Annotated in this window: 9 protein-coding genes; 1 reads left to right on the top strand and 8 read right to left on the bottom strand. The window is 70.0% G+C overall.

Annotation, left to right across the window (positions count from 1 at the left end):
• Positions 1–6 precede the first annotated feature (6 nt).
• The 6 genes from CGL27_RS33620 to CGL27_RS33595 form a co-directional block, all read right to left on the bottom strand.
• Complete coding sequence (locus CGL27_RS33620; RefSeq protein ID WP_119991665.1) at positions 7–576, bottom strand: GNAT family N-acetyltransferase; 570 nt, start codon at positions 574–576, stop codon at positions 7–9.
• A 25-nt stretch (positions 577–601) separates the two neighbouring features.
• Positions 602–1,447: a GNAT family N-acetyltransferase gene (locus CGL27_RS33615; protein WP_078644061.1), complete on the bottom strand. Its 846-nt coding sequence runs from the start codon at positions 1,445–1,447 to the stop codon at positions 602–604.
• Positions 1,448–1,646: 199 nt separating this feature from the next.
• Positions 1,647–2,801 (bottom strand): flavodoxin-dependent (E)-4-hydroxy-3-methylbut-2-enyl-diphosphate synthase, encoded by a 1,155-nt coding sequence (gene ispG, locus CGL27_RS33610; RefSeq protein ID WP_119991664.1) that lies wholly within the window; start codon positions 2,799–2,801, stop codon positions 1,647–1,649.
• Between the two features lie 141 nt (positions 2,802–2,942).
• Entirely contained in the window at positions 2,943–4,244 is a 1,302-nt protein-coding gene (locus CGL27_RS33605; RefSeq protein WP_119994673.1) for a site-2 protease family protein, read from the bottom strand.
• Positions 4,241–5,503: a 1-deoxy-D-xylulose-5-phosphate reductoisomerase gene (dxr, locus tag CGL27_RS33600; RefSeq protein WP_078644058.1), complete on the bottom strand. Its 1,263-nt coding sequence runs from the start codon at positions 5,501–5,503 to the stop codon at positions 4,241–4,243. Before dxr ends, CGL27_RS33605 begins: the two co-directional genes overlap by 4 nt.
• Positions 5,504–5,635: 132 nt before the next feature.
• The gene (locus CGL27_RS33595; protein ID WP_119991663.1) at positions 5,636–7,570 is read right to left on the bottom strand and encodes an acyl-CoA dehydrogenase family protein; all 1,935 of its coding nucleotides are present in this window, start codon (positions 7,568–7,570) and stop codon (positions 5,636–5,638) included.
• Between the two features lie 363 nt (positions 7,571–7,933).
• Here CGL27_RS33595 and CGL27_RS33590 point away from each other — a divergent pair, with 363 nt between their 5' ends.
• Entirely contained in the window at positions 7,934–8,950 is a 1,017-nt protein-coding gene (locus CGL27_RS33590; RefSeq protein ID WP_119991662.1) for a LacI family DNA-binding transcriptional regulator, read from the top strand.
• A 92-nt stretch (positions 8,951–9,042) separates the two neighbouring features.
• Here the strand turns inward: CGL27_RS33590 and CGL27_RS33585 are convergent, their stop codons facing one another.
• Entirely contained in the window at positions 9,043–9,744 is a 702-nt protein-coding gene (locus CGL27_RS33585) for a hypothetical protein (RefSeq protein ID WP_078644054.1), read from the bottom strand.
• Entirely contained in the window at positions 9,714–11,774 is a 2,061-nt protein-coding gene (locus tag CGL27_RS33580) for a beta-galactosidase (protein ID WP_119991661.1), read from the bottom strand. Before CGL27_RS33580 ends, CGL27_RS33585 begins: the two co-directional genes overlap by 31 nt.
• Positions 11,775–11,796: the final 22 nt, after the last annotated feature.

Below are 11,796 nucleotides of genomic sequence, written 5' to 3'. Positions count from 1 at the left end.
CAGGGCCTAGCGGCGGCGCAGCGGCAGCGGGGCTCCCATCACGGCGTACGGGCTCGGGGCGCTCGGGAAGAGCACGGGGCGGGCGAGGTCGCGGTAGCCCAGTGAGTGGTAGAGCGCGCGGGCCGGGCTCTCGCTGTCGATGGCGGAGAGGATCGAGCGCGGCTGGTCGGCCCCGTCCGTGATCGTCGTGATCAGCTCTCGGCCGATACCGCGGTCCTGGAAGTCGGGGTGGACGTGCAGCTCGGTGATGACGAACGAGTCGTCCAGCCAGTCGTCCTGCCCGGCCGCGCGCAGATACGGCTGGACGACCGTCGACCACCAGTGGGTGCGGTTGTTGGGCATGCCGTAGACGAAGCCGACGAGCCGGCCGGAGGGGGTGGTCGCGCCGAGCGCGCGGGCGCCGGGGCTCTTGAGATGGCGCAGCACGATGTGGCGTCGTACGCCGATCTCCTCGCCGGTCAGCCCGAAGGCGACGGCCTGAACGGCGAGCGCTTCGTCCACGCGTGCGGCGAGGTCGAGCGACCCGACGACGACGTCTTCGGGTTCCGGGGTCCGCCCCCCGGCAAGATGCAGCATGGGCGGCACCCTACTTGGCCGTCGATCAGAACAGCACACTCATGAACGCGCCGACTTCCCGGAAGCCGACCCGGCGGTACGCGGCGCGGGCCGCGGTGTTGAAGTCGTTGACGTACAGGCTCACCACGGGAGCGACCTCGCCCAGCGCATAGCGCAGCACGGCCGCCATCCCGGTCTCGGAGAGGCCGTGGCCGCGGTACTCGGGGGCGACCCATACGCCCTGGATCTGACAGGCGTGCGGGGTGGCCGCGCCGATCTCGGCCTTGAACACCACCCGGCCGTTCTCGATCCGGGCGAAGGAGCGCCCGGCGGTGACGAGCTCGGCGACCCGCGCCTGGTAGAGCAGCCCGCCGTCGCCCGCGAGCGGCGAGACGCCGACCTCCTCGGTGAACATCGCCACGCACGCCGGCATGATCACGTCCATCTCGTCCTTACGGACGCGGCGCACCAGCGGATCGGGCGGGACGTCGGCGGGCATCGCGTTGGTGACCATCAGCGGCTGCCGGGCTCGGACCTCACGAGCCGGGCCCCAGCTCGGCTCGAGCAGGGACCACAGTCCGGCGGTGGTCTCGGCGGGGCCGACGATCGAGGAGCAGCGGCGGCCGGCCCGGCGGGCGCGCTCGGCGAAGCCGCGCACGGCCTCGGGGGTGGCGCAGATGGGCACCAGGTTGGCTCCGGCGTAGCAGAGCGACTCCAGCCGTCCGCCGGAGTACCAGCCCCACATCTCGCCGCCGAGCCGCCACGGATCCAGTCCGGCGACCTGGACGCGGGCGGCCACGAAGGCGTTCGAGACAGGGTCGCGGTTGAGCACCGCGAGGGCCGCGTCGAGCTCATGGGGCTCGAGGACCCTGGTCGTGGACGTGGTCAGCACGTGTCGGTCTGCCTCACGTGGTGCGGGCCTGCGGGCCGGGGACGTCAATTCTCCAGACTCTATCGCGCAGGTCCAGAAGGGGGTTTTTCGAGGGCTCGGTTCGCCTCCGGGGCACTTCGGTCGCCTCCGGCCACCGCTGGGCGGGCTGCCCCCGCCGGGAAGAATGCCGCGCCCGAAGGCGAACCGAGCCTCGAAAAAATCAGCTGATGGAGACCTGGGGTTCGCCGGAGGCGATGCCGTCCTTCTCCATCTGCTCGGCGATCTTCATGGCCTCGTCGATCAAGGTCTCCACGATCTTCGACTCCGGCACGGTCTTGATGACCTCGCCCTTGACGAAGATCTGCCCCTTGCCATTACCCGAAGCGACACCCAGATCCGCCTCACGCGCCTCACCGGGGCCGTTCACCACACACCCCATGACCGCCACCCGCAGCGGAACCTCCATGCCCTCCAGACCGGCCGTCACCTCATCCGCCAGCTTGTACACATCCACCTGCGCCCGCCCACACGACGGACACGAGACGATCTCCAACCGCCGCTGCCGCAGATTCAACGACTCCAGAATCTGGATCCCGACCTTGACCTCCTCCGCCGGAGGCGCCGACAGCGAGACCCGGATCGTGTCCCCGATCCCCTCACTCAGCAGCGCACCGAACGCCACCGCCGACTTGATCGTCCCCTGAAACGCCGGACCCGCCTCCGTCACACCCAGATGCAACGGATAGTCACACTGCGCCGCGAGCTGACGGTAGGCATTGACCATCACCACCGGATCGTTGTGCTTCACCGAGATCTTGATATCCCGGAAACCATGCTCCTCGAACAGCGAGCACTCCCACAACGCCGACTCCACCAACGCCTCCGGCGTGGCCTTCCCGTACTTCTCCAGCAACCGCTTGTCCAACGACCCCGCGTTCACCCCGATACGGATCGGCACACCCGCATCCGACGCCGCCCTCGCGATCTCCTTGACCTTGTCGTCGAACTGCCGGATGTTCCCCGGATTCACCCGCACCGCCGCACACCCGGCATCAATCGCCGCGAACACATACTTCGGCTGGAAATGAATGTCCGCGATCACCGGAATCTGCGACTTCCTCGCGATCACCGGCAACGCGTCCGCGTCATCCTGCGACGGACACGCCACCCGCACGATCTGACAGCCCGACGCCGTCAGCTCCGCGATCTGCTGCAGCGTCGCCCCGATATCCGCCGTCACCGTCGTCGTCATCGACTGAACCGAGATCGGAGCGTCGCCACCCACGGCCACCGGACCGACCTGGATCTTCCGGCTGACCCTGCGCTCGGCGAGCTTGGCCGGTACGGACGGCATTCCTAGCGAAATCGCAGTCATCTGGTTCGTAACCCCAAGAAGGTGTGTGCGTGGCCGGAGATCAGCGGACTCCGATCTCCGAGATTACGGCAACGGTGATGGCGTCAGCACACCGCGCTCCTGAAGTCCACCTAAAGGTGAACTTCAGGACATCTCGCGTCATCAAGAGATTTTCACGGGGTTCACGACGTCCGCCACCAGGACGAGGAGGGTGAAGCAGATGAAGACTCCGGCGATCACATAGGCGACCGGCATCATCTTCGCCACATCGAACGGCCCGGGGTCGGGCCGCCGGACCAGCCGGGCGGTGTGGCGCCGGATGGCCTCCCACAGCGCGCCCGCGATATGGCCGCCGTCCAGCGGCAGCAGCGGGAGCATGTTGAACAGGAACAGCGAGAGGTTGAATCCGGCCACCAGGAAGAGCATGGTCGCGATCCGCTGGGAGGGCGGGATGTCGAGGCTGGCGACCTCGCCGCCGACCCGGGCCGCGCCCACGACGCCCATCGGGGAGTCGGCCTTGCGCTCGCCGTCCCCGAAGGCCGCGTTCCACAGGTCCGGGACCTTGGAGGGCAGCGCGATCATGGAGTCGATGCCGTCGTGGACCATGGAGCCCATGCGGTCCACGGACTGCCCGAAGGACTGCTGGACCACGCCGTTGGCCGGGGTGAAGCCGAGGAAGCCGGCGGTGACGTACTCACCCTCGACATAGCCGCCGTTCCCGTCGGACTTGGCGACCTGGTTCTTTATGAGGTTGGCGTGCAGGGTCTTGCGGACGCCGTCCCGCTCGATGGTGATCGTGGCGGGGCCGGTGGTCTCGCGGATGTCCTTCTGGAGCGCGCCCCAGTCCGGGGTGCGGTGCCCGTTGAAGGCGATGATCTTGTCCCGCGGCTGCAGACCGGCGGCCTTGGCCGGGGAGTCCTTGGCGGTCTTGGGGCACTTGTCGGTGGCGGACGAGGCCGCGACCACGCATTGGGAGACCGTGCCCACGCTGGTGGTCTGGGTGTTGACGCCGAAGCTCATCATCACCCCGAGGAAGATCACCACGGCGAGGATCAGGTTCATAAAGGGCCCGGCGAACATGACGATCACGCGCTTCCACGGCTTGCGCGTGTAGAAGAGGCGCTTCTCGTCGCCGGGCTGGAGCTCCTCGAAGGCGGCCGACCGGGCGTCCTCGATCATGCCGCGCCAGGGGGAGGTGGAGCGGGCGGTGAGCTTGCCGTCGTCGCCCGGCGGGAACATCCCGATCATGCGGATGTAGCCGCCGAACGGGACCGCCTTGATGCCGTACTCGGTGTCTCCCTTCTTGCGGGAGAAGATCGTCGGCCCGAAGCCGACCATGTACTGCGGGACCCGGATGCCGAAGAGCTTGGCCGTGGAGAGATGGCCGAGCTCATGCCAGGCGATCGAGATCAGCAGGCCGACGGCGAACACCACTATGCCGAGGACCGTCATCAGTGTCGTCATGCGCGAGCCTCCGGGGTCGCCTTCGCCGCTCTGGCGGCCAGTTCCGTTGCGCGGGCGCGGGCCCATGTCTCAGCCTCGAGGACGTCCGCGACGGTGAGCCGGGTTCCCACGGCGGGGGTGCCGTGCTCGGCCACCACCTCGGCGACCGTATCGACGATTCCGTTGAAAGGCAGCTTTCCGTCAAGGAACGCGTCCACGCACTCCTCGTTCGCCGCGTTGAAGACGGCCGGGGCGGTGCCGCCGAGGCCGCCGACATGGCGGGCGAGGCCGACCGAGGGGAACGCTTCGGTGTCGAGGGGAAAGAACTCCCAGGTGTGGGCCTTGGTCCAGTCACAGCCGGGCGCGGCGTCCGGCACCCGCTCGGGCCAGCCGAGGCCGAGCGCGATGGGCATCCGCATATCCGGCGGGCTCGCCTGGGCGAGCGTCGAGCCATCGGTGAATTCAACCATCGAGTGGATATACGACTGAGGGTGGACCACCACCTCAATCCGCTCGAAGGGAATGTCGTACAGCAGATGGGCCTCGATGACCTCGAGGCCCTTGTTGACGAGGGTCGCGGAGTTGATCGTGACCACCGGGCCCATGTCCCAGGTGGGGTGGGCCAGCGCCTGCTCCGGGGTGACCGAGGCCAGCTCCCGCTTCGTCCGGCCGCGGAACGGGCCGCCGGAGGCGGTGACGACCAGCTTGCGGACCTCCTCGCGGGCGCCGCCGAGCAGCGCCTGGAAGAGCGCGGAGTGCTCGGAGTCGACGGGGACGATCTGGCCGGGCTTGGCGACGGCCTTGACCAGGGGGCCGCCGACGATGAGCGATTCCTTGTTGGCCAGCGCCAGCACCCGGCCCGCCTCCAGGGCGGCCAGGGTCGGCGCCAGGCCGATGGAGCCGGTGATGCCGTTGAGCACGGTGTGGCACTGGGAGCGGGCGAGCTCGGTGGCCGCGTCGGGCCCCGCCAGGATCTCGGGGAGCGGCTCACCGGCTCCGTAGAGCGCGCTCAGCGCCTCGCGCACCTCGGGCACCGCCTCCGGACGGGCGACCGCCACCCTCTCCACCCGCAGCAGGTGGGCCTGCTCGGCGAGGAGCCCGGCCCGTCCCCCGGCGGCGGACAGGCCGGTCACGCGGAAGCTGTCGGGGTTGCGCACCACCACGTCGATGGCCTGGGTGCCGATCGAACCGGTGGAGCCCAGGATCACGATGTCGCGCACGCTCTCCGCGGCGGTGGCCGCCGGAAAGCGCAGATGCGGGTCAGCCAGGGATTCCGTCATCCCCCCATTGTGGCGGCAAGGGATGACGGCTCGGGGACACGCCCCGGGTTACGGCGATCACGGGCTTCAGCGGCCTCCGAAGTGACTCCTCGGTCCTCTTCAGTGACTCCTCGGTGACTCCTCGGCCGCTCCTCAGTGGATGGGGCGGTGGACGTTCTGTGCGGCGGTCGGGCCGGGGGTGGCGTCGGCGATCCAGGGGCCGTCGCCGCTGGGGTCGAGAACGCCCTGCTCGAGCCACTCGTACGCCCCGGAGAGCACCCCGGAGACCACCTTGCGGTCGAGCTCGTCGGTGTTGGTCCACAGCCGCCCGAAGAGCTCGTCGGCGCGGATCCTGGCCTGCCGGCAGAACGCGTCGGCCAGCTGGTAGGCCGCGACGCCGTGGTCACCGCGCGAGCGCAGCATCTCGGCCCGTACGCAGGCCGCGCTCATCGCGAACAGCTCCGCGCCGATGTCCACGATCCGGGCGAGGAAGCCCTGTTTGGTCTCCATCCGGCCCTGCCAGCGGGACATGGCGTAGAACGTCGAGCGGGCCAGCTTGCGCGCCGAGCGCTCCACATAGCGCAGATGCGGTGAGAGGTCCGGATGTCCGGCGGGGTTGAACTCCGGGTAGGCGCGTGGCAGTTGGCCGGGACCGGCGAGCAGTCCTGGCAGCCAGCGGGCGTAGAAGCCGCCGGCCTTGGCGGCCGCCTTGCCCTTGTCCTGCAGCGACTTGTCGGGGTCGATGAGATCGCCCGCCACCGACAGATGGGCGTCCACCGCCTCGCGGGCGATGAGGAGATGCATGATCTCGGTCGAGCCCTCGAAGATCCGGTTGATGCGCAGATCGCGGAGCATCTGCTCGGCGGGGACGGCCCGCTCCCCGCGGGCGGCCAGCGAAGCCGCGGTCTCATAGCCCCGGCCGCCGCGGATCTGGACCAGTTCGTCGGCCATCAGCCAGGCCATCTCGCTGCCGTAGAGCTTGGCGAGCGCCGCCTCGATGCGGATGTCGTTGCGGTCCTCGTCGGCCATCTGGGAGGCGAGGTCGATGACGGCCTCCAGGGCGAAGGTGGTCGCCGCGATGAAGGAGATCTTGGCGCCGACGGCCTCGTGCTCGGCGATGGGCTTGCCCCACTGCTCACGGGCGGCGGACCATTCGCGGGCGATCTTCAGGCACCACTTGCCGGCGCCCGCGCACATCGCGGGCAGCGACAGCCGTCCGGTGTTGAGCGTGGTCAGCGCGATCTTGAGGCCGGCGCCTTCGGGGCCGATCCGGTTGGCGGCCGGGACGCGGACCTGGTGGAGGCGGGTGACGCCGTTCTCCAGGCCGCGCAGCCCCATGAAGGCGTTGCGCTTCTCGACGGTGACGCCCTCGGAGGCGGTCTCCACGACGAACGCGGTGATGCCGCCCTTACGGCCCTCGGAGCGCGGCACCCGGGCCATCACCACCAGGAGGTCGGCGACCACGCCGTTGGTGGTCCACAGTTTGACGCCGTCGAGGAGGTAGTCGTCGCCGTCGGGCACGGCGGTGGTGGCCAGGCGGGCCGGGTCGGAGCCCACGTCCGGCTCGGTGAGCAGGAAGGCCGAGATGTCGGTGCGGGCGCAGCGCGGCAGGAAGCGGTCCTTCTGCTCCTGGGTGCCGAAGAGCTTCAGCGGCTGCGGTACGCCGATGGACTGGTGCGCGGAGAGCAGGGCACCGATCGCCGGGCTGGCGGAGCCGGCCAGCGCGAGGGCCTTGTTGTAGTAGACCTGCGTGAGGCCGAGGCCGCCGTACTTGGTGTCGATCTTCATGCCGAGCGCGCCGAGTTCCTTGAGCCCCTGGATGGTCTCGTCGGGGATCTGGGCCTCGCGCTCGATGCGGGCGGCGTCCACCTGCGTCTCGCAGAACTCGCCGAGCTTGGCGAGGAAGGTCTCGCCACGGCGCACATCATCCGGGGCGGGGGCGGGGTGCGGATGGATCAGATCGAGTCGGAAGCGGCCGAGGAAGAGCTCCTTGGCGAAGCTGGGCTTGTGCCATACCTGTTCGCGTGCGGCCTCGGCGACCTGGCGCGCTTCACGCTCGGACACCGGCCTGACGGAGGATGCGGTCATCGGTGCTCCCTTGCCGCGAATGACGATCTCGTGACATTACCGGCACGTACCGCTGCCAGTGTGCCTCCGGTCCGACCGGTCGGCAAAGCGGGAGGACGCCGCGATCGGGAGGATGGAACGGGATTGCCGCAGCCGTGGGACTCAGGGGGCGTACGAGGGGTGCCCAAGTGGCGTCGGAGCAGCGTCGAAGCGCTTCGATAACTCTGGACAGCCCTGCGCTGCAGGTCTACTGTCAATCCGCATGGCCAGCGGGAAGAGGCTCGGCCATGCGTCGAAGCGCTTCACTGAATCGTCTCGCCTTCTTCTCCTCTCCTCGCAATTCCTCGCAATTCCCCGCAATCCCATCGGATGGAGTCGCCCCGCATGGTCACCCTCGCCGAGGTCGCCCGCCACGCCGGAGTCTCCGCCAGCACGGTGAGCTACGTCCTCAGCGGCAAGCGGTCGATCTCCGCCCCCACGCGCGAGCGCGTCGAGCACAGCATCAAGGAGCTGGGCTATCACCCGAACGCCGGGGCCCGCGCCCTGGCCAGCAGCCGCTCCAACATCCTCGCGCTCATGGTGCCACTGCGGACGGACATGTATGTGCCGGTCATGATGGAGATCGCCATCGCGGTCGCCACCACCGCCCGCTCCCACGGCTATGACGTGCTGCTGCTCACCGGCGAGGAGGGCCCGGCGGCGGTGCGCCGGGTGACCGGCAGCGGGCTCGCCGACGCCATGATCGTGATGGATGTGGAGCTGGAGGACGAACGGCTGCCGCTGCTGCACGCGGCCCGCCAGCCCACCGTACTGATCGGACTGCCCGCCGATACCGTCGGCCTGACCTGCGTCGATCTGGACTTCACCGCCACCGGCGCGCTGTGTGCCGAGCATCTGGCGGAGCTCGGCCACCGGGAGATCGCCGTCGTGGGTGAGGCCGCGGCCGTCTACGAGCGCCACACCGGCTTCGCCGAGCGGACCCTGGAGGGGCTGCGGCGCCGCGCCGGTGAGCTGGGGTTGCGGCTGCTGCACCGCCCGTGCGAGGGCAGCTACGAGTCCATGGACGGCACCCTGTCCCGGATCTTCGACGAGCGGCCCGGCACCACCGGCTTCGTGGTGCAGAACGAGGCGGCCATCGATCCGCTGCTCAGCCTGTTGCGGCGGCAGGGGCGCGCGGTTCCCGAGGACGTCTCGGTGGTCGCCGTCTGCCCCGAGCAGGTGGCCACCCAGGCTTCGGTGCGGCTCAGCTCGGTGGCCATCCCCGCGCAGGAGATGGGGCGGCGCGCCGTGGAGCTGGCGGTGGCGAAGCTGGAGGGGCAGCCCCTTGAGGAGCAGGTGACCCTGCTGGCCCCGGAGCTGACCGTACGGGCCAGCTCGGGCCCGGCACCCGGCACCTCCTGACCCCGCGGGCCCCGGAACCCGGCGCCTCCTTACCCCCGCGAGCCCGGAAGCGTACCGCCGCCGCGCGGGAGGGCGGCGGCGGTACGGGGGCGTCAGCTCGCGCTCACTCCGAAGCTGTTGGTGCGGAAGTCCAGACCGCCGGCCGAGGAGGTGATCTCGTACCCGAACTGGACGTCGCCGATGGTCACATCGCCGAACCAGCCCTTGGTGTTCTTGATCCAGTTCACGATGGGCTTGATGTCCACGGAGCCGGAGGTGGAGTTCGAGGTGCGGATGAACGAGAAGACTTCGTTGGCCCCGTTGCTGCCCTTGTAGACGCTCCAGGTGTGGCCGCCGAGGGAGACATTGCCCTGGGCGGTGCCGAGCGGGCCGACCGGGCCGGTCTTGTTGACCCAGAGCATGATCTCGTAGTCGTAGTTGGTGTCCCAGATGTCGTACGAGGTGTTGTACGCGCCCGAGGACGGCACGGTGACGTTGTAGGTGCTGGTGAGGGTGGAGATGGCGCTGATCTTCTTGCCGACGACCTTCTTGGCGTTGGGGTAGGACTTGATGCCGCCGGTGTTCGGGTGGTTGGCCCACACTCCCCAGTCGCTGAAGGAGTTGGCCCAGATGGTCTGGGCTCCGGCGCCGGAGCCCCAGATGTTGTTGTAGAGGGTGTAGCCGCCGTTGGACCAGGTGCCCCACTGGTCCGAGGAGGACCAGGTGGCGGCCTGGGCGGGGGCGGCGGCGAAGCCGATCAGCGCGAGTAACGCGATCAGCGGGGTCAGGAAGATCGTTCGGGCGGTTCGTCGCACGGGACTTGTCCCTTCGGGTGGGGGGTCGGACGGGGGGATGCGGGCGGAGCCAGGACCATGACCGCGAAGCGGTCGAGCCGGACGCCGGTGTGGTGCGCGCGTCCGGTGAGCAGATCCGTCCGCGGGGACGGCAGGGGGACGGCCGCCGGGGTGCGGCCGTGGTTGAGGAGGAAGAGATACGGGCCGCGCTCCACCGCCTCGACGCCCTCGGGGAGACCGGGCAGCGCCGGTGCCAGCCCCGCCTCCTCGGCGGCGCGGGCGAGCAGCGCGCGCAGGGCTGCTGGTTCGGGGAGGGTGGAGACGTACCAGGCGGTCCCGGCGCCGTAGGCGTGACGGGTCACGGCGGGGCGGCCGTCGAGCTCACCGCCCTTGACCCGGGCGACCGGTTCGGCGGTGGACGGCTCCAGGTCCTCGGACCAGCCGGTGCCGTGGAACGGGCCGAGCCAGGCGCCCTCGGCGTCGAGCGTCTCGCCCTCGTCCAGCGGCCACCACTCGTGGACCGTACGGATGCCGAGAAGCTCACGGAGCCGCCGGTCCACGCCGCCGGGGCGCACCCGGTCGTCCTCGTCGGCGACGCCCGTGAAGAAGCCGCAGACGAGAGTGCCGCCGCCGCGCACATACGCCGCGAGGTTGTCCAGCGCCTCGTCGGTCAGCAGATACAGCTGGGGGACGGCGACGAGGGCGTAGTCGGTGAGGTCGGCGTGCGGATGGGCGAAGTCGGTGGTGAGGTTCCGCTCCCACAGGGCCCGGTGCCAGGCGCGCAGCAGCCCTTCGTAGGGGACCTGGGAGGAGGGTCGGCCGTCCTGGACGGTGGCCCACCAGGAGTGCCAGTCGTGCAGGATCGCGGCCCGCGCGGGGACGTCCGAGCCGGTGACCGGGGCCAGTTCGCGCAGCTCGGCGCCGAGGTCACGCACCCGCGCGAAGGTGCGGCTGTGCTCACCGGCGTGCGGGACCATCCCGGAGTGGAACTTCTCGCTGCCCTGCCGGGACTGCCGCCACTGGAAGAAGCAGATCCCGTCGGCGCCGCGCGCGACGGCCTGCAGGGACCACAGCCGCATCAGGCCGTCCGGCTTGGGGTGGTTGACGCCGCGCCAGTTGACCGGGCCCGCGGCCTGCTCCATGAGGACCCAGGGGCCGCCCGCCTGGGAGCGGGTCAGGTCCTGGACCATCGCCCCGTAGGCCGCCGCGTGCGGGTCCTTGGGGTCGGGGTAGAGGTCGACGGAGACCACGTCCTCCTCCGCCGCCCAGGCCCAGCCGTCCTGGCCGATGAACAGCGGCATGAAGTTGGTGGTCACGGGGATGCGCGGGGTGCGTGCGGCCAGCGCGTCGCGTTCGGCGGTGAAGCACTCCAGCAGGGCGTCGCTGGTGAAGCGGCGGAAGTCCAGCCCCTGACCGGGGTTGATCATGTACTGGGCGCGGCGCGGCGGGATGATCTCCTCCCAGGAGTCATAGCGCTGGCTCCAGAAGGCCGTCCCCCACGCCTCGTTGAGGGCGTCCAGGCCGCCGTACCGCACGCGCAGCCAGCGGCGGAAGTGCCGGGCGGTCTCATCGCACCAGCAGTGGGTGCCGTACTCGTTGCCGACATGCCACATCCGCAGGGCCGGATGTCCGCCATAGCGGTCCGCCAGATCCTCGGTGATGCGCAGCGCGTAGTCGCGGTAGACGGGGGACGAGGCGCAGAACTGGTTCCGTGAGCCGTACCAGACGACCGAGCCGGTCTCGTCGCGCGGCAGGGTCTCGGGGTGGCGGGAGCCCATCCAGGGCGGCGGGGAGGCGGTCGGGGTGGCCAGGCACACCTCGATCCCGCCGTCGTGGAGCAGGTCCATGACGCGGTCCAGCCAGTCGAAGTCCCGTGCGCCGGGGCGGGGTTCGAGCCGGGCCCAGGAGAAGACGCCGAGGGTGACGGTGGTGACGCCCGCCCGGCGCATCAGCCGGATGTCGTCGTGCCAGACGCTCTCGGGCCACTGTTCGGGGTTGTAGTCGCCGCCGTAGAGGATGCGGCCGCGGGTGGCGTCGTTCAGGTCGGGCATACCGGCTCCCGTCTCGGGTCGG

It is taken from the genome of Streptomyces sp. 11-1-2 (assembly GCF_003595545.1).
Taxonomy (GTDB): domain Bacteria; phylum Actinomycetota; class Actinomycetes; order Streptomycetales; family Streptomycetaceae; genus Streptomyces; species Streptomyces hygroscopicus_B.
The sequence above is the reverse complement of the archived record's forward strand: the minus strand, read 5'-3'. Positions and strand labels throughout refer to the sequence as shown.

Bases quoted from the DNA above. Each gene is read 5' to 3' on its own strand.
- CGL27_RS33590 (WP_119991662.1), top strand. From the start codon at position 7,934: ATGGTCACCCTCGCCGAGGTCGCCCGCCACGCCGGAGTCTCCGCCAGC.
- CGL27_RS33580 (WP_119991661.1), bottom strand. From the start codon at position 11,774: ATGCCCGACCTGAACGACGCCACCCGCGGCCGCATCCTCTACGGCGGC.
- CGL27_RS33620 (WP_119991665.1), bottom strand. From the start codon at position 576: ATGCTGCATCTTGCCGGGGGGCGGACCCCGGAACCCGAAGACGTCGTC.
- dxr (WP_078644058.1), bottom strand. From the start codon at position 5,503: ATGACGGAATCCCTGGCTGACCCGCATCTGCGCTTTCCGGCGGCCACC.
- ispG (WP_119991664.1), bottom strand. From the start codon at position 2,801: ATGACTGCGATTTCGCTAGGAATGCCGTCCGTACCGGCCAAGCTCGCC.
- CGL27_RS33605 (WP_119994673.1), bottom strand. From the start codon at position 4,244: ATGACGACACTGATGACGGTCCTCGGCATAGTGGTGTTCGCCGTCGGC.
- CGL27_RS33595 (WP_119991663.1), bottom strand. From the start codon at position 7,570: ATGACCGCATCCTCCGTCAGGCCGGTGTCCGAGCGTGAAGCGCGCCAG.